Annotated in this window: 22 protein-coding genes and 1 other annotated feature; of the genes, 12 read left to right on the top strand and 10 right to left on the bottom strand. The window is 55.3% G+C overall.

Annotated features, from left to right (window positions below; all coding sequences use genetic code 11):
• The first annotated feature begins 120 nt into the window (after positions 1-120).
• A complete protein-coding gene (locus tag P349_RS05515; RefSeq protein ID WP_032646179.1) occupies positions 121-393 on the top strand; it encodes a metal/formaldehyde-sensitive transcriptional repressor in 273 nt (90 codons plus the stop codon).
• On the opposite strand, the gene P349_RS05520 is transcribed toward P349_RS05515, so the two are convergent.
• Positions 386-1,951 carry an EAL domain-containing protein gene (locus P349_RS05520; RefSeq protein ID WP_032646180.1) on the bottom strand — a complete coding sequence of 522 codons (1,566 nt, stop codon included), beginning with the start codon at positions 1,949-1,951 and terminating at the stop codon, positions 386-388. The genes P349_RS05515 and P349_RS05520 overlap by 8 nt on opposite strands.
• A 219-nt stretch (positions 1,952-2,170) precedes the next feature.
• On the opposite strand from P349_RS05520, the gene P349_RS05525 reads away from it, so the two are divergent.
• Both P349_RS05525 and ykgO read left to right on the top strand, forming a co-directional pair.
• A complete protein-coding gene (locus P349_RS05525) occupies positions 2,171-2,431 on the top strand; it encodes a type B 50S ribosomal protein L31 (RefSeq protein WP_006176933.1) in 261 nt (86 codons plus the stop codon).
• 2 nt (positions 2,432-2,433) lie between these two features.
• Positions 2,434-2,574, top strand: a complete 141-nt coding sequence (ykgO, locus tag P349_RS0124565) for a type B 50S ribosomal protein L36 (RefSeq protein ID WP_003859006.1) — start codon at positions 2,434-2,436, stop codon at positions 2,572-2,574.
• Here ykgO and P349_RS05530 read toward each other — a convergent pair.
• Entirely contained in the window at positions 2,571-3,281 is a 711-nt protein-coding gene (locus P349_RS05530) for a GNAT family N-acetyltransferase (protein WP_032646181.1), read from the bottom strand. The two genes, ykgO and P349_RS05530, sit on opposite strands and share 4 nt — an antisense overlap.
• 101 nt (positions 3,282-3,382) lie before the next feature.
• Here P349_RS05530 and pdxR point away from each other — a divergent pair, with 101 nt between their 5' ends.
• A complete protein-coding gene (gene pdxR / locus P349_RS05535) occupies positions 3,383-4,843 on the top strand; it encodes a MocR-like pyridoxine biosynthesis transcription factor PdxR (protein ID WP_032646182.1) in 1,461 nt (486 codons plus the stop codon).
• Here the strand turns inward: pdxR and P349_RS05540 are convergent.
• The 6 genes from P349_RS05540 to acrA all read right to left on the bottom strand — a co-directional run bounded on the left by P349_RS05540 (position 4,815) and on the right by acrA (position 11,650).
• Entirely contained in the window at positions 4,815-5,282 is a 468-nt protein-coding gene (locus P349_RS05540) for a YlaC family protein (protein WP_024906844.1), read from the bottom strand. The two genes, pdxR and P349_RS05540, sit on opposite strands and share 29 nt — an antisense overlap.
• A gap of 117 nt (positions 5,283-5,399) precedes the next feature.
• A complete protein-coding gene (gene maa / locus P349_RS05545) occupies positions 5,400-5,951 on the bottom strand; it encodes a maltose O-acetyltransferase (protein ID WP_024906845.1) in 552 nt (183 codons plus the stop codon).
• 205 nt (positions 5,952-6,156) lie between these two features.
• Positions 6,157-6,375 (bottom strand): HHA domain-containing protein, encoded by a 219-nt coding sequence (locus P349_RS05550; RefSeq protein ID WP_010428174.1) that lies wholly within the window; start codon positions 6,373-6,375, stop codon positions 6,157-6,159.
• Positions 6,376-6,402: 27 nt separating this feature from the next.
• A complete protein-coding gene (tomB, locus tag P349_RS05555) occupies positions 6,403-6,777 on the bottom strand; it encodes an Hha toxicity modulator TomB (RefSeq protein ID WP_008499288.1) in 375 nt (124 codons plus the stop codon).
• Positions 6,778-7,287: 510 nt separating this feature from the next.
• Positions 7,288-10,434, bottom strand: coding sequence for a multidrug efflux RND transporter permease subunit AcrB (gene acrB, locus P349_RS05560; RefSeq protein ID WP_024906846.1), 3,147 nt, complete (start codon positions 10,432-10,434; stop codon positions 7,288-7,290).
• A 22-nt stretch (positions 10,435-10,456) separates the two neighbouring features.
• Positions 10,457-11,650, bottom strand: coding sequence for a multidrug efflux RND transporter periplasmic adaptor subunit AcrA (gene acrA / locus P349_RS05565; protein WP_032646183.1), 1,194 nt, complete (start codon positions 11,648-11,650; stop codon positions 10,457-10,459).
• A gap of 140 nt (positions 11,651-11,790) precedes the next feature.
• On the opposite strand from acrA, the gene acrR reads away from it, so the two are divergent.
• Both acrR and mscK read left to right on the top strand, forming a co-directional pair.
• Positions 11,791-12,444: a multidrug efflux transporter transcriptional repressor AcrR gene (gene acrR, locus P349_RS05570; RefSeq protein ID WP_024906848.1), complete on the top strand. Its 654-nt coding sequence runs from the start codon at positions 11,791-11,793 to the stop codon at positions 12,442-12,444.
• Between the two features lie 113 nt (positions 12,445-12,557).
• Positions 12,558-15,914 (top strand): mechanosensitive channel MscK, encoded by a 3,357-nt coding sequence (gene mscK, locus P349_RS05575; RefSeq protein WP_032646184.1) that lies wholly within the window; start codon positions 12,558-12,560, stop codon positions 15,912-15,914.
• Between the two features lie 38 nt (positions 15,915-15,952).
• Here the strand turns inward: mscK and rsmS are convergent, their stop codons facing one another.
• A complete protein-coding gene (gene rsmS, locus P349_RS05580; protein ID WP_032645111.1) occupies positions 15,953-16,126 on the bottom strand; it encodes a pleiotropic regulatory protein RsmS in 174 nt (57 codons plus the stop codon).
• A gap of 14 nt (positions 16,127-16,140) precedes the next feature.
• Complete coding sequence (gene priC / locus P349_RS05585; RefSeq protein ID WP_032646186.1) at positions 16,141-16,668, bottom strand: primosomal replication protein N''; 528 nt, start codon at positions 16,666-16,668, stop codon at positions 16,141-16,143.
• A 50-nt stretch (positions 16,669-16,718) separates the two neighbouring features.
• Between priC and P349_RS05590 the strand changes: the two genes are divergently transcribed.
• The 6 genes from P349_RS05590 (at position 16,719) to htpG (ending at position 22,792) form a co-directional block, all read left to right on the top strand.
• Positions 16,719-17,096 (top strand): DUF454 family protein, encoded by a 378-nt coding sequence (locus P349_RS05590; RefSeq protein ID WP_024906851.1) that lies wholly within the window; start codon positions 16,719-16,721, stop codon positions 17,094-17,096.
• 151 nt (positions 17,097-17,247) lie between these two features.
• Entirely contained in the window at positions 17,248-17,799 is a 552-nt protein-coding gene (apt, locus tag P349_RS05595) for an adenine phosphoribosyltransferase (protein WP_006176947.1), read from the top strand.
• A gap of 88 nt (positions 17,800-17,887) precedes the next feature.
• A complete protein-coding gene (gene dnaX / locus P349_RS05600; RefSeq protein ID WP_024906852.1) occupies positions 17,888-19,816 on the top strand; it encodes a DNA polymerase III subunit gamma/tau in 1,929 nt (642 codons plus the stop codon).
• Positions 19,146-19,210 (top strand) — a sequence feature (DnaX frameshifting element). It overlaps the preceding gene by 65 nt.
• 53 nt (positions 19,817-19,869) lie before the next feature.
• Positions 19,870-20,202 (top strand): YbaB/EbfC family nucleoid-associated protein, encoded by a 333-nt coding sequence (locus tag P349_RS05605; RefSeq protein ID WP_003858972.1) that lies wholly within the window; start codon positions 19,870-19,872, stop codon positions 20,200-20,202.
• Positions 20,202-20,807 carry a recombination mediator RecR gene (gene recR, locus P349_RS05610; protein WP_008499298.1) on the top strand — a complete coding sequence of 202 codons (606 nt, stop codon included), beginning with the start codon at positions 20,202-20,204 and terminating at the stop codon, positions 20,805-20,807. Before P349_RS05605 ends, recR begins: the two co-directional genes overlap by 1 nt.
• A 110-nt stretch (positions 20,808-20,917) precedes the next feature.
• Entirely contained in the window at positions 20,918-22,792 is a 1,875-nt protein-coding gene (htpG, locus tag P349_RS05615; protein ID WP_024906853.1) for a molecular chaperone HtpG, read from the top strand.
• Positions 22,793-22,923 lie beyond the last annotated feature (131 nt).

Genomic DNA, 22,923 nt, shown 5'->3' with positions numbered 1-22,923 from the left:
GTGGAAAATGTCTGCAAATACTACTCCCCCCCAGTAGTCTAATACTACCCCCCAGTAGAAAAATACTCAGGGGGAGTAGAGCGTGTTATGCTTTAAAAGCCAAAAATAAGGGATAGAGAGATGTCACATACCGTTCGCGACAAGAAAATGTTACTGACTCGCCTGAAGAAAATTCAGGGGCAGAGTCATGCCCTGGAGAAAATGCTCAACAGCGATCACGAATGCGCCGAGGTGTTACAGCAGCTGGCGGCGATCCGCGGGGCGGTCAACGGCATGATGATGCAGGTGATAGAAGGGCATTTAACCGATCATGTGGTGAAAGAACCTGAAGAAGCGCAGCGTGAAGCCGATCTTGGCGTGGTGCTGCAGGTGATCAAATCCTATCTTAAGTAGAATGCGTGCCGAGGTTATTCTCTGCCCAAAGGATAAATTCCATTTTCGGCAGCGCTTTGCTGTAGTACCAGCCCTGTCCGTACTGCACGCCGTGCTGGTGCAGCCAGGCGAGCTGCCCGGCGGTCTCGACGCCTTCCGCAACCATCGCCAGCTGCAGCGACTTCGCCATTTCAATAATGTGCGGCGTCACGTTTTTGTACTCCAGCGCATCCACGAATGATTTATCAATTTTTAGCGTGTCGACATCCAGATCCTGCAGATAGCTCAGGCTGGAATAGCCCGTGCCAAAATCATCAATATAGACAGGGTGGCCCGAACGACGGAATGCGGCGATAGCCGGCGCGCTGATTTTGGGATCGGCAAAGCCGCGCTCGGTGACCTCAAGGGCTATTTGGCTCGGGTGGACCTTCCATTTGTTCAGCAAGTGACTCAGCAGCGGCGGCAGCGTGCCGGAGGTTAAATCGGCGGGGGCGAGGTTGATGGAGATATGCTGATCGGGGTGAAGGTGCAGCCAGTTGCCCATATCCTCGAACACTTTTTCGATAACGAGCTGCGTCAGCTGGGAGATAAGCCCGGTTTGCTCGGCAAGAGGAATAAAAATATCAGGCGAGAGGCTGCTTCCGTCCGGCTGCGGCCAGCGCGTCAGCGCTTCTGCGCCGACAATTTTTCCGCTACACAGCGCCACGATGGGCTGATAGTGAACCACAAAATCGCGGCTGTTAATGGCGTCAAGCAGGCGGTTGCGCGGCGACTGAATGCGACGCAGTATCCGCAGGACAAAGAGCGCGGCAAGCAGGCTTATCAGGACGCCGAAGGGGAGCCATAAAAGCAGCTGCCGGTGCCAGGTTTCCGCCAGCGGTTTGAGCGTAGCCCATGCGACAACGGTAAATCCCAGTTCAGGTACAGGCTTCATAACGTACATTGAACCGTCGTACTGTATGCTGGTCATCTCCTGACCTTTGATCATGTCACGGATATGCGGATCGAGTGTATTACTGCTGGCGAAGATACGGTGTGTTGTGCTTCCTACAAGGGCTGCATCAATCGCTATCTCGCCGAAAGGGATGACATCCACCAGTGAGGCCGGATCGACCAGGACAAGGTAATGACCTTGCCCCAGCACCGCCATGTAGCGATGAAACCCAAGATCGTTTTGCGTGGTCAGCCATGCGCTGTAACCGTCTTCGGTAATGCGCATCGGCGGGGGGAAAGGGGCCGCATGGCTGGTTTGCTCAAGAGAGGAGCAGAGCGGCCTGAGGTTGTCGATATAAATCACTTCCTGAACGTATCGCCACGAGAAAGCGACCCGTCGCATCTCCCTTAACTGCAACGGACTGCACGGCACGCCCTCAAAGGCCTGCAGATGATTAAGCGCTTCTTTCGCCTGATCCACGACCTTGTCGGTGCGTATCAGCACGCGTGAGGCATAGTTTTCCAGCGCATCGACAAATTTATCTTCCGCCTGGCGATGGGCCAGCCAGATGCTCAGGCAAATGGGGACCAGCACGGAAAAGATGAGTACGCCAGTCACCAGACTGACCAGATGTCGGGTTTTCATGCTGTCGTGTCCTTCCTCGTATACCCGTTCCTGAGCACTGAGTTCCCTGCCTGAAGAGAAAGATTTTACCGCGAAATGATATAGTTATAGCACGTGGCTGGCCTGGTTTTCATTTTATCTCAGGTAAACCAGAAAATATCGTCAGAAGGAAGGGGTTGTTTTTAGAACCTGTCCTGGATATTATTTTGTTATGTTATAACAAAACATAAAGGATTGACGATGAAACCCAATATCCATCCAGCCTATCGCACCGTGGTCTTCCACGACACCAGCGCGAATGAATACTTCAAGGTTGGCTCAACCATTAAGACCGACCGCGAAATTGAACTCGACGGTGAAACATATCCGTATATCACCATCGAGGTTTCTTCAAAATCGCACCCGTTTTATACCGGTAAGCAGAAAACGTTCTCCACGGACGGTAGCGCAGCGCGCTTCCGCAAGCGTTTTGGCGGTTTTCTCAATGCGAAGCGGGGCTAACCATGCAGGTACTTAACTCATTACGCAGTGCAAAGCAGCGTCACCCGGATTGCCAGATAGTCAAACGCAAGGGACGCTTGTATGTGATTTGCAAATCCAATCCGCGCTTTAAGGCGGTTCAGGGACGTAAAAAAAGACGCTAGACGCGCGTTTCTCGCCAGCTTTCCAGGGATCTTTTCTGTTTGCCATCGGCAGTAAAATTGTCGGTGGCAAGCCAGCGTTCAAAGGCGTTCGCCAGCGTCGGCCACTCTTTATCGAGAATCGAAAACCAGTCGGTATCCCGGTTATGGCCTTTTATCACCAGCGCCTGGCGAAAACGCCCCTCAAACTGAAAACCCAGACGCAGTGCGGCTTTGCGGGAAGGTTCGTTCAGGCTATTGCACTTCCACTCATAACGCCGGTAGCCCAGGCTATCGAACACATACCGCATCAGCAGATATTGCGCCTCTGTCGACATGGGCGTGCGGCTTAACAGGGGAGAGAAGTGAACATGCCCCACTTCCACGACCCCGTTTTTAGGATCGATCCGCATCAGGGACAGCGTTCCAACGGGGGACTGAGTCCGGTTATCCATCACGGTAAAGTGGATGGGATCGGATAACTCACTTACGCTCGCCACCCATTCGGCAAACTCCTCTGCGGTGGCATCGGGTTCACGCAGTAGCCACGTCCAGCTGCGGGTATCTTCGGCCAGGGAATACGCAGAGAACAGCGCGTGTGCATGCTCCACGCGCAGCGGCTCAAGCCGACAATAGTGACCCTGAAGGACCACCCGGGACGGGTGCTGACGGGGTTGCCAGTCGGTAAGCGCTTCGCCCACCGGCTGTCCGAACTGATTGAATGTCTTCATCTTAATTTCCGTGACGTTGAAAAGAGCTTCAGACTAGTGAATTGCTGGTTCCTTAAAAAGAACCACTGCGCTATGTTCTGATGGTGCCACGAGGAGGCGAGATGAATATACCGGGTGATGAATTTTATACCTTGCTCCATGCAGCCCTGAAAACACGCGGGGAAGAGACGCTCCAGCGTGCGCTCTACCTTGCTCTGCGGGAGGCCATACTGTGCGGAAGGCTACGATCCGGCAGCCAGCTTTCCGGTTCTCGAACGCTTGCTCAGCAGCTCTCCCTTTCCCGGAATACCGTCAATGCGGCGCTGGACCAGCTCACTCTCGAAGGGTATTTGCAGCGTAATCGCCAGGGAACGCGGGTGGCACAGTTAGCTCACCGTTCCGTCACCCGGACAATGCCGGACCCTGCCATCACGCTCGCAAAACGGGTCGGGCTGCTACCTGCGCCAGTGCCCCGGGACACGCCTGTTCTGGCGTTTACCCCAGGCACGCCGGCCATCAACTATTTTCCGCTGCCGCTGTGGCGGCGACTGTACGATCGCGTGATGCGGGAGGAGGGAAATGCTCTGCTAGGGTATGGCGACCCGGCCGGCGAGCCGTCGCTGCGGGCCGCGATTGCCCGACATCTTGCCCTGTCCCGGGGTATTGGCTGCGACGCCAGCCAGATTGTGATAACCGAAGGCGCGCTTGAAGGCGTCAACCTGTGCACGATGCTGTTAAGCGAGCCGGGCAATGTCGCCTGGGTGGAAAACCCCGGCTATAGCGGGGCAAAAAGCGCGTTTGTTAAAACCGGCCTGGCAATGACGGGAATACCGGTTGATGACGAGGGAATGTGCTGGGAAGGGCTGGATGCGCCTGCACCCTCACTGATTTTTACCTCACCTTCGCACCAGTTCCCTTACGGGAGCGTGCTCAGCGCGCGGCGGCGGCTGGCGCTGCTGGAGCTCGCCCGGCAGCACAACGCGTGGATCATTGAAGATGATTACGACAGCGAGTTCCGTTATGCCGGTGAGCCCGTACCGGCGATGCTGGGAATGGTCAACAATGCGCCCGTTGTGTATCTGGGGACGTTCAGTAAAACGCTGTTTCCGTCGCTCCGGATGGGATTTATGGTGTTACCGCCAGCGCTGGCGAAAGCGGCTCGCCCGGCCATCGGCTCGCTGTTGCGCGGTGGGCACCGTGCCGAACAGCGCACGCTGGCGCTGTTCATTGAGGACGGTCATTACGCTCGCCATCTTGCCGCCATGCGTCGGCTCTACCGTAAACGCTATCGCCAGCTGCGGGAGGTGCTGGGCGCAGATCTTCATGCGCCGCACCGTATTCTGGCCGGTGAAGGCGGGATGCATCTGACGCTGGCGATAGACAATATTGATGACCAGAAACTGGTGGAGCAGGCGAGGGCGTTTCAACTGGCCCCCGCTGCACTGAGCGGGTACTACCTGGAGGCGAAGCAGGGGCAAACCGGTCTGGTTTTAGGTTACGGCAATACCTCTGCTTCTCAGTTTGCCTCGGGGATCCGACGTCTGCAGGCGCTCATCACGCAGCAGCAGGGCGGGAAAGGCTAAAGACATCATAGAAAGAGAGCTGTCCTTTGGTGGAGACCATTTTCTGCAGTTTCTCTTTTTGCCCGGCTTCAACCGCCGGAGAATGCAGGATGTTTTCGATCAGTTCCGCTGGCACGAAACGCGTGTTGTACCATTCGCCGTTGTAGCAGACCCGGAAATCGAGCACGTCGATATCTTCGTAACGGTAGCGCGGATTCACGTCGAAAAAGAAAAAGGCGTTAAAGACGACAAACAGTACAACCAGCAGCCAGACGGAGTCCACCAGCGTTTCGGATGTCAGCATTACAATAAGCGTCGCCAGCCAGGCGGCATACATGGCGACAAACAGTCCAGGATGTTTGCGAATAAAGCTAATGCTAAAGCGTGGGCGATTGTCGCGCTTTTCGCGGAGGTTAAGATCGTCGATGGTGGCGGTAAGCAGGCGCTGTATCTCGGTCATTTTTTGCCTTCATGAGAGTTGACAATACAGGGTGTCTGCCAATTTTAGGGGAGCCATCAGGCTGAAAAAAGTAACAGTCTGGCGCTAAAAGACCATAACAGTTGGCTCCCCGTAACCTCACAACGTTTTAATGATTTTGGCCGGGTTGCCGCCAACGACGACGTTAGCCGGGACGTCTTTCGTCACGACGGCGCCGGAGGCCACCACGACATTATCACCAATGGTGACGCCAGGGTTAATGACCGCCCGGCCACCAATCCAGACGTTATTGCCAATGCTGACAGGTTTTCCAAACTCCACGCCGCTATTGCGTTCCTCCGCATCCAGCGGGTGGGTTGCCGTATAAATATGAACACCCGGCGCGAGCATGCAGTTATCGCCAATATGAACAGGGCAGACATCCAGCATTACACAGTCGAAGTTCGCGTAAAAGTTTTTGCCCAGATAAATGTTATATCCATAGTCGCAGCGGAAGCTCGGTTCTATATAAGCGCCTTCGCTTTGTCCCAGAAGTTCCGCCAGAATGTTCTGGCGTTCTGTTTTTTCATCAGGTGCGGTGTGGTTATAGCGATAGACCAGATGGCGGGCTCGCAGTCGGTCGGCCCGTAACGTCTCATCGCCGGGACGATAATGTTCACCGGCAATCATCTTCTGTTTTTCTAAGCTCATTGGAAACCTCGCTGGATGTGATTACCGCAGGGTAATCTGAACAGGCCAGGAGGGGAACGTTCCCGAAAAGCCGATGTGACTGGCGTCACAACATTGCTGCTGATAAACACGTTTTACACGGAGACCTGGCCTTGGCACAGGGAGCATAACGGGATAGGTAAATACTGAGAACGAGGCGTAGAACTCTACAGACACCCTTCAAAGATTAACGGACAAATTTCCATACAGAAGTAGGGATTTTGTCATACAGCTTATTCATTGTCAGCTCGGCAAGACGATGGTCAGCGGCTGAATAAAATACCGCCAGCTCATTATCCGAAAGCTCGTATTTATTCTTTTCAATGACGCGCTCAAGCGTGTCAATTGACTGACAACGTCGTAAGCGCATCAAATAATCGACTTTTGTGAGTGGTTTATCAGACATAAATTCACCTTAGTAATTGTAATAATTTTAACAGGAAAGACTAACCGGGTTAGCTCTGCTCACGTTGACGAAACAGCGGAATAGCCGGTTCCCCGATTTACGCCATTTTTGCAAATCCTGGGCGTTAATGCCGTAACTGCTGAACAACATAAAGGTGTCGTCCAGGTATTCATCAATTTGCTCAATGAGCTTATTATCTTCATTGTACTTAATTTTATAATTAAGTGCGAAGGTTGCGATATGCTCTATCAGCTCATTCAACTGTAAATTGATAGCAGACGTTGGGTCGTTTACCCAGCCATGGTTGCTTTCATCAAGGTTGGCAAGGCAGTCATGGTACAAGGATTCGCAGAGAAATTTCAACTGCGCGATATCATGCCTTTTTGGCGAGTACTCGTCCATAGCGCATCCCCTTCTGAGTGATTTCTTACTCACCGAACATCATTGTCGGGATGGATACAACTGACTTAGCTACATGAGTGCTGTGTTCCTGATAACCTAACTATAAGCCACTCCTTCCTGGATTTCATCGCGCGATTACGAAAAATTACAAATAAAACCGCAGACATGCGAGCAAGTACGCAAATGGTCATCCCGGACTTAACTTTTTTATCCAAATTAACGAGGGTGCTTTATCGCTTCCTTACGTTTCATCGGCTTAGCAAAATGATGAGAAAAGTTCAGATTCAGACTTATCTTTGTAAGAACTTCTTATTAGGAATATTCCTAATAACTTAAGCGGAGAAATGAAATTAAAAAAATCCTGAATTCACCGATTAAGTTATCAGTTAATTATGATATGTCTATTTAAGATGGCAGAAAATAAATAGAACCACAATAAGCGTAATTTATGATTTTTTCTGAAAATGAAAAAGGCCGCTAATGCGGCCTTTTTATCATGTGAAACCGGTATCAGTGAGGTTCTACCGAATGCGTGTGCTCAATATCCTCATTCTTCCGGCTGAAGCGGCGGCGAACCACCACGAAGAACACCGGTACGAAGAAGATAGCGAGTACGGTTGCGGTAACCATACCACCCATAACACCTGTACCGACCGCGTTCTGCGCACCGGAGCCTGCGCCGGAACTGATAACCAGCGGCAGTACGCCGAGGATAAACGCCAGTGATGTCATCAGGATTGGGCGCAGACGCATACGAACAGCCTCAAGCGTCGCCTCAATAAGGCCTTTACCTTCTTTCTCCATCAGATCTTTGGCGAATTCAACGATAAGTATCGCGTTCTTCGCCGACAAGCCAATGGTTGTCAGCAGGCCTACCTGGAAGTACACGTCGTTGGTCAGTCCGCGGAACGTTGCCGCAAGCAGCGCACCGATAACCCCAAGCGGTACCACCAGCATAACGGAGAACGGAATTGACCAGCTCTCGTACAGCGCTGCCAGACACAGGAAGACGACGATCAGTGAAATCGCGTACAGGGCAGGGGCCTGGTTTCCGGACAGACGTTCCTGATAGGACATACCGGTCCAGTCGTAGCCGATACCCGAAGGCAGTTTACTCGCCAGCTCTTCCATCAGATTCATGGCTTCACCTGTGCTTCGGCCCGGCGCGGCCTGACCCAGGATTTCCATCGATGGCAGACCGTTATAGCGTTCCAGACGCGGCGAACCGTATTCCCAGCGTGATGTTGAGAACGCCGAGAACGGTACCATCTGACCATTGCTGCCGCGCACGAACCAGCTGTTGATATCGTTTGGCAACATACGGTATTGCGCCTCTGACATCACGTACACTTTCTTCACGCGACCGCGGTCGATGAAGTCGTTAACGTAGCTACCGCCCCAGGCGGCGCCCAGCGTGGTATTAATGTCACTGATGGATACGCCCAGCGCCTGGGCTTTCTCCTGGTCGATGTCGATTTTATACTGCGGCGTATCTTCCAGGCCGTTTGGACGCACGCCGACCAGCAGGTCAGGGTGCTTAGCCACTTCGCCAAACAGCTGGTTACGTGCCTGCGTCAGTTTTTCGTGACCCAGACCGCCCTGGTCAATCAGCTGGAAGTCGAAGCCGGTCGCGGTACCCAGTTCAACAATCGCTGGCAGGTTAAAGGCGAAGACCATCGCATCTTTAATCTGCGAGAAGGTGCCCATTGCACGGCCGGTGATGGCTTCAACCTTGTTCTTTTCGCCCGGACGTTCAGACCAGTCTTTCAGAGAAACGAAGGCAATACCTGTGTTCTGACCACGACCCGCAAAGCCAAAGCCGTTAACCGCAAACACGGATTCAACGTTGTCTTTCTCTTTGGTGAGGTAGTAGTCCGTCACTTCATCCAGCACTTTCTGGGTACGCTCTTGCGACGCACCCGCAGGAAGCTGTGCCATTGTCAGGAACACGCCCTGGTCTTCATCCGGCAGGAACGAGCTTGGCAGACGAACGAACAGGAACGCCATCCCCACCACGATGATGATATAGAGCAGCAGGTAACGACCAGTGCTGCGCAGGATGTTGCCCACGCTGTCGGTGTAGTGGTGCGTGCTCTTGTCAAACATGCGGTTAAACCAGCCGAAGAACCCTTTATGCTCGCCGTGACCGCCTTTCTGAATCGGCTTCAGCATGGTGGCACACAGCGCAGGCGTCAGGATCAACGCGACCAACACCGACAGCGCCATCGCGGAAACGATGGTAATCGAGAACTGACGGTAAATCGCACCGGTAGAGCCCCCGAAGAAGGCCATCGGGATAAATACCGCAGACAGCACCATCGCGATACCGACCAGCGCGCCCTGGATCTGGCCCATTGATTTACGGGTCGCTTCCTTCGGCGGAAGACCTTCTTCCGCCATCACGCGCTCGACGTTCTCTACCACGACGATGGCGTCATCCACCAGCAGGCCGATGGCGAGCACCATCCCGAACATCGTCAGGGTGTTTATCGAGTAGCCAAATATCGACAGGATCGCAAAGGTCCCGAGCAGAACAACCGGCACGGCAATCGTTGGGATAAGCGTCGCGCGGAAGTTTTGCAGGAACAGGTACATCACCAGGAACACCAGGATGATCGCTTCTACCAGCGTTTTAACCACTTCGTGAATCGAAATTTTGACGAACGGCGTGGTGTCGTACGGGTAAACGATTTTCAGACCTGACGGGAAGAACGGTTCCATTTTCTTCAGCTCTGCGCGGATCGCCGTGGCGGTGTCCAGGGCGTTAGCACCTGTCGCCAGTTTGATACCCAGACCGGAAGCCGGTTTACCGTTAAACTTCGCGATGATGTCGTAGTTCTCACCGCCCAGCTCTACTTTTGCCACGTCGCGCAGGCGAACCTGGGAACCGTCCTGATTCACTTTCAGCAGAATTTTGCTGAACTCATCGGCAGAGGTCAGACGGGTCTGCGCGATGATCGAGGCGTTAAGCTGCTGGCCTTTCACCGGCGGCGTACCACCTAGCTGACCGGCTGCCACCTGGGCGTTCTGCGCTTTAATCGCGTTGATCACGTCAACGGGGGTCAGCTGGAAGTTGTTCAGTTTGTTCGGATCCATCCATATACGCATTGCGTACTGAGAACCGAACAGCTGAACGTCACCCACACCGGAAGTACGGCTGATGGCGTCCTTCATATTGGCGCCCACGTAGTCGGAAATATCCTCCTGCGTCATGGTGCCGTTGGTGTTGATAACGCCAACAACCATCAGGAAGCTGCTGGACGATTTCTCGACGCTCACACCCTGCTGTTGTACTTCCTGCGGCAGCAAAGGCATCGCCAGCTGCAGTTTGTTCTGCACCTGAACCTGCGCAATGTCAGCATCCGTACCTGACTGGAAGGTCAGGGTGATCTGAACTGTACCGGTAGAGTCACTGTTTGAGGACATGTACATCAGGTTATCGATACCGTTCATGTTCTGTTCGATAACCTGAGTGACGGTGTCCTGCACCGTTTTCGCATCAGCCCCAGGGTAGGTTGCGGAGATGGTCACCGCCGGTGGCGCAATCGTTGGATATTGCGCGACAGGCAGCTTCAGGATCGCAAGTCCCCCGGCCAGCATGATGATAATGGCGATCACCCACGCAAATATGGGGCGATCGATAAAGAAATTAGGCATGTCTTAACGGCTCCTGTTTAAGTTAAGACTTGGTTTGTTCTGACTGGCCAGCGGCCGAAGCTTGTTGTTTATCGTCAGATTTCACTTCCTGTGCTTTAACCTGCGCGCCAGGACGAACTTTTTGCAAACCAGTAACAATCACGCGATCGCCATCTTTCAGACCTTCCGTCACCAGCCATTTATCGCCAATCGCCTGGGTGGCGGTGATATTGCGCGTTTCGACTTTGTCATCTGCACCAACAACCAGTGCGCTCGCATCGCCGCGTGGCGTACGGGTCACACCCTGCTGTGGAACCAGAAGGGCGGTTGGATTCGTTCCTTCTTCCAGACGCGCGCGAACGAACATACCTGGCAGCAGGTTTTTGTCAGGGTTCGGGAAAATCGCACGTAAGGTGATGGAACCGGTGGTCTGGTCGACCGTCACGTCAGAGAATTCCAGCGTACCTTCCTGCGGGAACTTGATACCGTCGTTGGTAATCAGCTCCACTTTGGCTTTGCCGTTTTCCTGTTTCAGGGTGCCGTTAGCCAGCTCCTGTTTCAGGCGCAGGAAATCATTGCTGGACTGCGTCACGTCAACGTAGATCGGATCAAGCTGCTGCACGGTCGCCAGCGCGGTGGTCTGACCGTTCTGCACCAGTGCCCCTTCCGTGACGGAAGACTTACCAATACGACCGTTGATAGGGGAGGTCACTTTGGTATAGGCCAGGTTAATGCGCGCGGTTTCGACCGCCGCTTTGGCTGCCACTACGGCTGCGTTAGCCTGCTGCGCATCTGCCAGGGCGGTATCGTAATCCTGTTGGCTGATGTACTTGGTACCGAGCAGTTTTTGATAACGATTCACCGTCAGCTGGGCAATTTTGGCTGCGGCCTGTGCTTTCGCCAGGTCGCCTTTCGCGCTTTCATAATTTGCCTGATAGGTTGCTGGATCAATCTGATACAGAGACTCACCGGCCTTCACATCACCGCCTTCGGTGAAGTTACGCTTCAGGATAATGCCACTAACCTGAGGACGCACTTCCGCAATGCGGTAAGCATTTGTACGGCCTGGTAACTCGGTGGTGATTTGTAGAGGTTCAGATTTGAGCGTCACGACGCCTACTTCTGGCGCCTGCTGAGCTCCTTGTTGAGCTGGTTTGTCGTCACATCCTGTTAGCGCTAAGCTGCCTGAGAGCATCAGAACGACCGCCAGAGGCGTTAACCCTCTGTTTTTGTTCATATGTAAACCTCGAGTGTCCGATTTCAAATTGATCAAGGGTCCTGAGTCTAAAACCCGTTGCTGCGTTTATATTATCGTCATGCTATGGTACATACATTCACAAATGTATGTAAATCTGACTCCTGTAAATTCACCCACCTATGGCACGAAAAACTAAACAACAAGCGCTGGAAACCCGACAACACATTCTGGATGTGGCAATACGTTTGTTCTCTCAGCAGGGTGTTTCGTCAACCTCGCTGGCACAAATTGCTCAGGCTGCCGGTGTGACGCGGGGAGCGATTTACTGGCATTTTAAAGATAAGTCAGATCTGTTCGGTGAAATCTGGGAGCTTTCAGAGTCCAGCATTAGCGATCTCGAGAGTGAGTATCGGGCAAAATTCCCTGATGATCCACTCTCAGTAATGAGAGAAATATTAGTATATATCCTTGAAGCGACGGTAGTTGAAGAACGTCGCAGATTAATGATGGAAATAATTTATCATAAATGCGAGTTCGTGGGCGAAATGGCGGTGGTGCAACAGGCGCAACGCAGCCTCAGCCTCGAAAGCTATGACCGTATCGAACTGAACCTGAACCTGTGTATGCAGGCAAAGCTGTTACCGGCCAATCTCTTGACCCGCCGGGCGGCTATCCTGATGCGCGGCTACATTTCAGGTCTGATGGAAAACTGGCTGTTTGCCCCGCAATCCTTTGACCTCAAAGAGGAAGCCCGCAGCTACGTGGCGATTTTACTGGAAATGCTACAGCTCTGCCCGTCGCTGCGCAGCGACGCGCCGTCGCTAACTGCCTGAGTCATTTCCAGGATTTATCTCAGAGGCTCACGTTCGCGCTATTCTGCTTCCGGCGAGCGTGATATTCTTCACGCCGGACTATTTTCGGTCATCTTCTGACATCATTCACAACTATGCTGCCCATCAATCGCTCGCAACATCCTGTTTTTGCATTGCTCTTTGCGATGCTGTTTTTCTTTGCCACGGCGCCGCTGACCTGGGCCCGCGCCGATAACAGCAATGACATTCCCTCGCGTGGCGATGTTCAGTCGCAGCTCGACGCGCTGAACAAACAAAAAGAGCTCTCTCCTCAGGATAAGCTCATCCAGCAGGATCTGACGGAAACGCTGGAAACACTGGATAAAATTGAACGCGTCAAAGCCGATACCGCCCAGCTTCGTCAGAAGGTGGCGCAGGCTCCTGAAAACATGCGCAAAGCGACGGAATCACTGAACGCCCTGAGCGACGTCGATAACGATACCGAAACGCGCAAGACGCTCTCGACGCTCTCTTTACGTCAGCTGGAGTCGCGCGTCGCTCAACTGCTCGACGACCTGCAAACCGCGCAGTCCGACCTCGCGACCTATAACAGCCAGCTTGTCTCCCTGCAAACCCAGCCGGAACGCGTGCAAAACTTGATGTACTCCGCGTCTCAGCAGCTGCAGCAGATCCGCAACCGTCTGAACGGCACGACGGTGGGAGAGGGAACGCTGCGCCCGACCCAGCAAACCCTGCTGCTGGTTCAGCAGACGTTGCTAAACGCACAGATTGAACAGCAGCGTAAAAGCCTGGAAGGGAATACGGTGCTGCAGGACACCCTGCAAAAACAGCGTGATTACGTCACCGCCAACATTAATCGTCTTGAACACCAGCTTCAGCTGTTGCAGGAGGCGGTTAACAGCAAGCGCCTGACGCTGACGGAAAAAACCGCCCAGGAGGCCGTATCGCCTGATGAGACCGCCCGCATTCAGGCGAATCCGCTGGTGAAACAGGAGCTCGACGCCAACCACCAGCTTAGCCAGCGCCTGATACAGGCGACGGAAAAGGGTAACTCACTGGTTCAGCAAAATATCAAAGTGAAGAACTGGCTGGATCGCGCGCTGCAGGCTGAGCGCAACATCAAAGAGCAGATCGCGGTCCTGAAGGGCAGCCTCCTGCTGTCGCGTATTCTCTACCAGCAGCAGCAGACGCTTCCGTCTGCTGATGAGCTGGAAGACATGACCAACCGCATCGCGGATTTGCGTCTGGAACAGTTTGACGTCAACCAGCAGCGCGATGCCCTTTTCCAGAGCGATACCTTTGTCGCCAAAATTGAAGAGGGGCATTCCAGCGACGTGAACCCGGAAGTGCACGACGCGCTGCTCCAGGTCGTGGATATGCGTCGCGAGCTGCTGGACCAGCTCAACAAACAGCTGGGTAACCAGCTGATGATGGCCATTAACCTGCAAATCAACCAGCAGCAGCTGGTGAGCGTCTCGAAAAGTCTGCAGGAGATCCTGACTCAGCAGATTTTCTGGGTAAACAGCAACAAACCGATGGACTGGGACTGGATTAAATCCTTCCCTGAGACGCTGAAAACGCAGATTAAGAGCATGAAGATCACCGTAAACTGGGAGAAAGCCTGGCCTGCGGTGACGATTGCCTTGCTGGCGGGATTACCGCTGCTGCTGATTGCTGGCCTGATCCGCTGGCGTCTGGGCTGGCTGAAAAAATACCAGGCGAAGCTGGCCTCCGAAGTGGGGCAACTGCGTAACGATAGCCAGCTTCATACGCCAAAAGCGATTCTGATCGATCTCATTCGCGCCCTGCCGGTGTGCCTGATTATTCTGGCTGTGGGCCTGATTCTGCTCACCATGCAGCTCAACGTCAGCGATCTGCTGTGGGCGTTCAGTAAAAAACTGGCGCTGTTCTGGCTGGTGTTTGGCGTGTGCTGGAAGGTGCTGGAAAAAGACGGCGTGGCGGTGCGTCATTTCAACATGCCTGCGCAGCTGACCAGCCACTGGCGTCGCCAGATTGTGCGCATCAGCCTGGCGCTCCTGCCGCTGCACTTCTGGTCGGTTGTCTCTGAGCTTTCTCCGCTGCATCTGATGGATGATGTGCTGGGGCAACTGGTCATCCTGCTGAACCTGCTGCTGATTGCGATCCTGATGTGGCCGATGTGCCGCGACAGCTGGCGTGATAAAGAGTCCCACAATATCCGTCTGGCCACCGTGACCGTGCTGGCGATCATTCCGCTGGCGCTGATGGTGCTGACGGCAACGGGCTACTTCTATACCACGCTGCGCCTGTCCGGGCGCTGGATTGAAACGGTCTATCTGGTGATCGTCTGGAACCTGCTCTATCAGACCGTACTGCGCGGCCTGAGCGTGGCGGCCCGCCGCATCGCCTATCGCCGTGCCATTGCGCGTCGTCAGCATCAGGTGAAAGAGGGGGCCGAAGGTGCGGAGCCGCAGGAAGAGCCGACCATCGCGCTGGAGCAGGTTAACCAGCAGACGCTGCGTATCACCATGCTGGTGATGATCGCCCTGTTTGCGGTGATGTTCTGGGCTATCTGGTCCGATCTTATTACCGTTTTCGCCTATCTCGACAGTATTACCCTCTGGCAATACAACGGCACCGAAGCGGGCGCGGCGGTCATGAAAAGCGTGACCATGGGCAGCCTGCTGTTTGCGCTGGTGTCGTCGGTGGTGGCCTGGGCGCTGATCCGCAACCTGCCAGGCCTGCTCGAAGTGCTGCTCCTGTCACGTCTGAATCTTCGCCAGGGGGCGTCCTACGCCATTACGACGATCCTCAACTACGTGATCATTATTGTTGGGGCGATGACGGTCTTTGGTTCGCTTGGCGTCTCGTGGGATAAACTGCAGTGGCTGGCGGCCGCCCTCTCGGTCGGTCTTGGTTTTGGCCTGCAGGAGATCTTCGGTAACTTTGTCTCCGGCCTGATCATCCTGTTTGAACGTCCGGTACGTATCGGCGATACCGTTACCATCGGTACCTTCTCCGGTACGGTCAGCAAGATCCGTATTCGTGCCACCACCATCACCGACTTCGATCGCAAAGAGGTGATCATCCCGAACAAAGCGTTCGTGACCGAGCGTCTGATCAACTGGTCGCTCTCGGATACGGTGACGCGCGTGGTGATCCGTCTGGGCGTGGCCTATGGATCGGATCTGGATAAGGTGAAAGAGGTGCTGCTGAAGGCGGCGTCTGAGCATCCGAAAGTGATGCACGATCCGGCTCCGGCGGTCTTCTTCACCACCTTTGGGCCGAGTACGCTGGATCACGAACTGCGTTTATACGTGCGTGAACTGCGTGACCGCAGCTACACGGTGGATGAACTTAACCGTTCTATCGATCGTCTGTGCCGTGAAAACGATATCAATATCGCCTTCAACCAGCTTGAGGTTCACCTGCGTAACGAGAAAGGTGATGAGCATACGGAAGTGAAGCGCGACATTAAGGGCGACGACCCTCACCCTAACCCTCTCCCTTGAAGGGAGAGGGAATAATCTGATGCGGTCTGCTTTTGCTTTTACCCTCTCCCCTCAGGGGAGAGGGCAGGGTGAGGGGTAAGTTTCCCCTCAAAATCCCGCCGTACAATCTCCAGTGCCTTAAGCACCGTTTCGGCGGGGATCTCATGATTCTCCAGCAGCATAATCAAATCGACGGCCAGCTTGACCTCATCGGGTGCATTTTCCAGTGACATGGGTGTGGCTCCTGTTAACGGGTCAAACGTTCAATGACGCGCTCAATGTCATCCAGTGCCTGACGGCAGCGGACGATGCGTCCTTCCAGCGCGCTAATCTCGCGCATCAATAGCTGCTGCTCTTCCAGCGTTTCGCTGTTGTTCAGACGCACCTCGCGTTCGCGCTTCATCTCAAACAGTCGGCGTTCAAACTCCTGGTTCTCCAGCCGCTTGCGCTGCCATTTACCGAGCCCCGGGGAGGCGATGTCCCAGGCGCGCAGCGGCCAGGCGGCGATTTCGCGATGCAGCGCGGTGATCTGCTCGGTGAGATGCGCCGCAAGCCACGCCACCTGTTCCTGCTGTTCACTCTCAACCGCATGGCGAAGCTCGTCGAGATTCGTCTGCGCTTCCGCCAGGTAATCCTGAATGACGGTGCTGCGGGTACGAAAAAGCTGTCGGTCAAAGCGCGGCTTCAGCGTGGCGTGCCCCATTAGCGGTATAGCCTGCTCCCGCAGAGCAATCAGCTGATTTTGCAGCCTCTCAAGAAGCAGTGCTGTTTTCAAGGCGCTCTCCAGTGGTAAAGTAGCCGTTCAGTTTGATAACGATTCGCATTATGAAGCGTACTATTTTAATCATCATTGGCTGGCTCGCGGTAGTGCTTGGCACGCTGGGTGTGTTTTTACCCTTACTGCCGACCACGCCATTTATCCTGCTGGCGGCCTGGTGCTTCGCCCGCTCGTCGCCGCGTTTTCACCACTGGCTGCTCTACCGCTCATGGTTTGGCGGCTATCTGCGGCACTGGCAAAAACACCGGGCCATGCCGCCCGGCGCGAAGCCGCGCGCGATCGCAGTGATCCTCATCACCTTCGCTATTTCATTATGGCTGGTGAAAATGATGTGGGTACGTATTCTGCTGCTGGCGATCCTGACCTGCCTGCTTTTCTTTATGTGGCGGATCCCCGTGGTTGATGAAAAGCAACAAAAGCACTGAAGCCTCATCATGGCTGTTGCAATTATCACGCGCAGCCAGTAAATTCGACCGTTTTCGAGCACAGGTGCGCCTGGTCAAAGGTTAAACAATTGTTGCCTTGGCCGACTCGTTGCGCGCTGTGAGTAACACTGTTTTATTTAGGCACAAACCGATGACCGCAACTGCACAGCAGCTTGAATATCTGAAAAACAGCATCAAAAGCATCCAGGACTATCCAAAGCCTGGCATTCTTTTCCGTGATGTCACCAGCTTGCTGGAAGACCCGAAAGCGTACGCACTCAGCATTGAACTGCTGGTCGAGCGTTATAAAAACGCCGGGATCACCAAAGTAGTAGGTACCGAAGCCCGTGGTTTCCTGTTTGGCGCACCGGTTGCGCTGGCAATGGGCGTGGGTTTTGTGCCGGTGCGTAAGCCGCGCAAGCTGCCGCGTGAAACCATCGCAGAAAGCTACGAGCTGGAGTACGGCACCGATCAGCTGGAGATCCACGTTGATGCGATCAAGCCGGGCGACAAAGTGCTGGTGGTCGACGATCTGCTGGCAACCGGCGGCACCATTGAAGCGACCGTGAAGCTGATCCGTCGTCTGGGTGGGGAAGTGACCGACGCGGCCTTCATCATCAACCTGTTCGATCTCGGCGGTGAACAGCGCCTGGAAAAACAGGGTATTACCAGCTATTGTCTGGTGCCTTTCCCGGGTCATTAATCCCGGTTTTCACAACCTCGCTCAATGGGTGAGGTTGTGATAGCATTCCCCTCCATAAATTCACCTTCCAGCGTTGCAGAGCCTGCCCATGAGTTATCAGGTGTTAGCCCGTAAATGGCGACCACAAACCTTTGCTGACGTTGTCGGTCAGGAACATGTGCTGACGGCCCTGGCGAACGGCTTGTCGCTAGGTCGCATCCATCACGCCTATCTTTTTTCCGGCACCCGCGGCGTCGGTAAGACCTCTATTGCCCGTTTGCTGGCAAAAGGTCTCAACTGCGAAACCGGGATCACCGCCACGCCGTGCGGCGTGTGTGATAACTGTCGGGAGATCGAGCAGGGGCGTTTTGTCGATCTGATCGAGATCGACGCCGCCTCGCGCACCAAAGTGGAAGATACCCGCGATCTGCTCGATAACGTGCAGTACGCCCCGGCGCGCGGCCGCTTCAAGGTCTACCTGATCGATGAAGTGCACATGCTGTCGCGCCACAGCTTTAACGCTCTGCTGAAAACGCTGGAAGAGCCGCCCGCGCACGTGAAGTTCCTGCTGGCGACCACCGATCCGCAAAAGCTGCCGGTTACGATCCTGTCGCGCTGCCTGCAGTTCCATCTGAAGGCACTGGACGTTGAGCAGATCCGCGCGCAGCTTGAGCATATCCTTGATGAAGAGAAAATTGTCCACGAACCGCGCGCCCTGCAGCTGCTGGCCCGCGCGGCGGACGGCAGCCTGCGTGATGCGCTCAGCCTGACCGACCAGGCGATTGCCAGCGGTGACGGCAAGCTCTCCACCGAGGCGGTCAGCACCATGCTCGGCACGCTGGATGACGATCAGGCGCTGTCGCTTATCGAAGCGATGATTGCTGCCAACGGCGAACGCGTGATGTCGCAGGTGAATGCCGCCGCTGCCCGGGGTATTGAGTGGGAAGGGCTGCTGGTTGAGATGCTCAGCCTGCTGCACCGCGTGGCTATGCTGCAGCTTTCTCCCTCCGCCATTGGTGCGGATATGGCGACCATTGAACAGCGGATGCGTGAGCTTGCCCGCACCGTGCCGCCTGCCGACGTGCAGCTGTACTACCAGACGCTGCTGATTGGCCGCAAAGAGTTACCGTTCGCGCCGGATCCGCGTATGGGCGTTGAAATGACGCTGCTGCGCGCGCTGGCGTTCCACCCGCGCATGCCATTGCCGGAGCCGGAAGTGCCGCGGCAGTCTTTCGCGCCGGTCGCCCCTACGGCGGTGATGTCGCCGCAGCAGGTGCCACCGCAGCCGACACCGCCGCCGCAGCAGAACGTACCGCTGTCGGATGCCACCAGTTCGGTGCTTGCCGCACGCAGCCAGCTGCAGCGTGCCCAGGGAGTAACCAAACCAAAAAAGAGTGAACCGGCAGCGCCAGGAAGAGCGCGGCCGGTGAACAACGCCGCGCTTGAACGACTGGCCTCGGTAACGGAGCGCGTACAGTCGCGTCCGGCACCGTCCGCGCTCGAGCAGAAAGCCCCGGTGAAAGAAGAGGCTTACCGCTGGAAGGCAACCACCATCACCGAAGAGGTGAAGGAAGAGGTCGCCACGCCGAAAGCGCTGAAAAAGGCGCTGGAGCATGAGAAAACGCCGGAGCTTTCCGCGAAGCTTGCCGAAGAGTCCATTGCGCGCGACGCCTGGGCCGCTGAGGTCAGCAAACTCCAGCTGCCGAAGCTGGTGGAGCAGGTCGCGTTGAACGCCTGGAAAGAGCAGGACGGCAATCAGGTGCGTCTGCACCTGCGTCCGGGCCAGCGACACCTCAATTCCCCTGGCGCGCAAAAGGCGCTGGCCGAGGCGCTCGCCACATTACAGGGCGCGCCGGTTGAATTGACTATCATTGAAGATGATAATCCGGCAGTGAAAACGCCGCTCGAGTGGCGCCAGGCCATTTATGAAGAAAAGCTCGCGCAGGCGCGCGAGGCGATTATTGCGGATAACAACATTCAGACCCTGCGCCGGTTCTTCGACGCCGATCTGGATGAAGAGAGTATTCGCCCCATTTGATCGTGAGTCTGACTTACGGTTGTAATCCTTAAACGTGAAAAAGAGAGAAGCCTATGTTTGGTGGAAAAGGCGGTCTGGGTGGCCTGATGAAGCAGGCTCAGCAGATGCAGGAAAAAATGCAGAAGATGCAGGAAGAGATCGCTCAGCTGGAAGTCACGGGTGAGTCCGGTGCCGGTCTGGTCAAGGTGACCATCAACGGTGCGCACAACTGCCGTCGCGTGGAAATCGACCCAAGCCTGCTCGAAGACGACAAAGAGATGCTGGAAGATCTGGTTGCAGCCGCGTTTAACGATGCCGCTCGCCGTATCGACGAAACTCAGAAAGAGAAAATGGCCTCTGTTTCCAGCGGCATGCAGCTGCCGCCTGGCTTCAAGATGCCATTCTGATGCAAACCAGTCCGCTGCTCACGCAGTTAATGGAAGCACTGCGCTGCCTGCCGGGCGTTGGCCCGAAGTCGGCGCAGCGCATGGCGTTTACGCTATTGCAGCGCGACCGCAGCGGCGGGATGCGCCTGGCGCAGGCTTTGACCCGCGCCATGTCAGAAATTGGTCACTGTGCGGACTGCCGTACCTTTACCGAGCAGGACGTGTGTAACATCTGTACGAACCCGCGTCGTCAGGAAAACGGTCAGATTTGCGTGGTGGAGAGTCCGGCGGACATCTACGCCATCGAACAAACCGGGCAGTTTTCCGGCCGCTACTTCGTGCTGATGGGGCATCTCTCCCCGCTGGACGGCATTGGTCCGGATGATATCGGTCTTGACCGCCTTGAACAGCGTCTTGAGTCCGAAACCATCAAAGAGGTGATCCTCGCCACCAACCCGACGGTGGAAGGGGAGGCAACCGCCAACTACATCGCCGAGCTGTGCTCGCAGTACGGCGTTGACGCCAGCCGCATCGCCCATGGCGTGCCGGTGGGCGGCGAGCTGGAAATGGTGGACGGCACCACGCTGTCGCACTCTCTGGCCGGGCGTCACAAGATTATTTTCTGACCAAACGGAGGCTGCGCGCGCGGCCTCCGCTTGAAAATTTCCCCCCGTATCCCCATCTCTCACTCAACGTTTTAAAACCCCATTAAATGGCATTGTTGAGGTCGACATAGATGAAAGGACAAGAAACCCGTGGTTTCCAGTCAGAAGTAAAACAGCTTCTGCACCTGATGATCCATTCCCTGTATTCCAACAAAGAAATTTTCCTTCGTGAGCTGATTTCCAACGCATCCGATGCGGCGGACAAGCTGCGCTTCCGCGCGCTGTCTAACCCGGATCTGTACGAAGGCGACGGCGAGCTGCGCGTGCGCGTCTCGTTCAATAAGGAGAACCGCACCCTGACCATCGCCGATAACGGCATCGGGATGAACCGCGACGAGGTGATCGACCACCTCGGCACCATCGCCAAATCCGGCACCAAAGCGTTCCTCGAGTCCATGGGCTCGGACCAGGCGAAAGACAGCCAGCTCATCGGCCAGTTCGGCGTCGGTTTCTACTCGGCGTTCATCGTGGCGGACAAAGTCACCGTCCGCACCCGTGCGGCGGGCGACAGCGCTGAAAACGGCGTGCTGTGGGAGTCCAAAGGGGAAGGCGAATACACCGTTGATGACATCACCAAAGCGGATCGCGGGACCGAAATCACCCTGCACCTGCGCGAAGGCGAAGACGATTTCCTGAACGACTGGCGCGTGCGCTCCATCATCAGCAAATATTCCGACCACATTGCCCTGCCGGTCGAGATTGAAAAACAGGAAGAGAAAGACGGTGAAACCGTGGTTTCCTGGGAGAAGATCAACAAGGCGCAGGCGCTGTGGACGCGCAACAAGTCTGAAATTAAAGACGACGAGTACAACGAATTCTACAAGCACATCGCCCACGATTTTACCGACCCGCTGACCTGGAGCCACAACCGTGTGGAAGGTAAGCAGGAGTACACCAGCCTGCTGTACATCCCGGCACAGGCGCCGTGGGACATGTGGAACCGCGATCACAAGCACGGTCTGAAGCTGTACGTGCAGCGCGTCTTTATCATGGACGACGCCGAGCAGTTCATGCCGAACTACCTGCGCTTTGTGCGCGGCCTGATCGATTCTAACGATCTGCCACTCAACGTCTCCCGTGAAATTCTGCAGGACAGCACCGTCACCCGTAACTTGCGCAACGCCCTGACCAAACGTGCGCTGCAGATGCTGGAAAAACTGGCGAAAGACGATGCGGAAAAATATCAGACCTTCTGGAAACAGTTCGGCCTGGTGCTGAAAGAAGGCCCGGCAGAAGACACCGCGAACGTTGAAACCATCGCCAAACTGCTGCGTTTCGCCTCAACGCATACCGACTCCTCCGCGCAGACCGTGTCGCTGGAAGAGTACGTCTCCCGCATGAAAGAAGGGCAGGAGAAGATCTACTACATCACCGCCGACAGCTACGCGGCGGCGAAGAGCAGCCCGCACCTGGAGCTGTTGCGCAAGAAAGGCATCGAAGTGCTGCTGCTTTCTGACCGCATCGACGAGTGGATGATGAACTACCTGACCGAGTTCGACGGTAAATCCTTCCAGTCTGTAGCCAAAGCCGACGAGTCCATCGACAAGCTGGCGGATGAAGTGGACGAAAGCGCGAAAGAAGCCGAGAAGGCGCTGGAGCCGTTCGTTGAGCGCGTGAAAACCCTGCTGGGCGACCGTGTGAAAGAGGTGCGTTTCACGCACCGTCTGACCGACACCCCAGCCATTGTCACCACCGATGCCGACGAAATGGGCACTCAGATGGCGAAACTGTTCGCGGCGGCGGGCCAGGCGATGCCGGAAGTGAAATATATCTTTGAGCTTAATCCGGATCATCCGCTGGTGAAACGCGCAGCGGATACCCAGGACGACGCCCGCTTTGCCGAGTGGGTTGAACTGCTGCTGGATCAGTCCCTGCTGGCCGAGCGCGGTACGCTGGAAGATCCTAACCTGTTCATTAAACGTGTGAATGCGCTGCTGCTGGCGTAATTAAACACCTGCCCCTCACCCTGCCCTCTCCCCAAAGGGGAGAGGGTGTTCAAGTTCCCTCTCCCCTTTGGGGAGAGGGTTAGGGTGAGGGGGATCCCTCGCACCCTCCCAAATAATCTCCCCCCGTTAAC

The organism is Enterobacter sp. DC4 (assembly GCF_000568095.1).
In the GTDB taxonomy this organism is placed as follows: Bacteria; Pseudomonadota; Gammaproteobacteria; order Enterobacterales; family Enterobacteriaceae; genus Enterobacter; species Enterobacter pseudoroggenkampii.
Note: the sequence above shows the minus strand (reverse complement) of the source record. Positions and strands in the feature narration are given on the sequence as shown.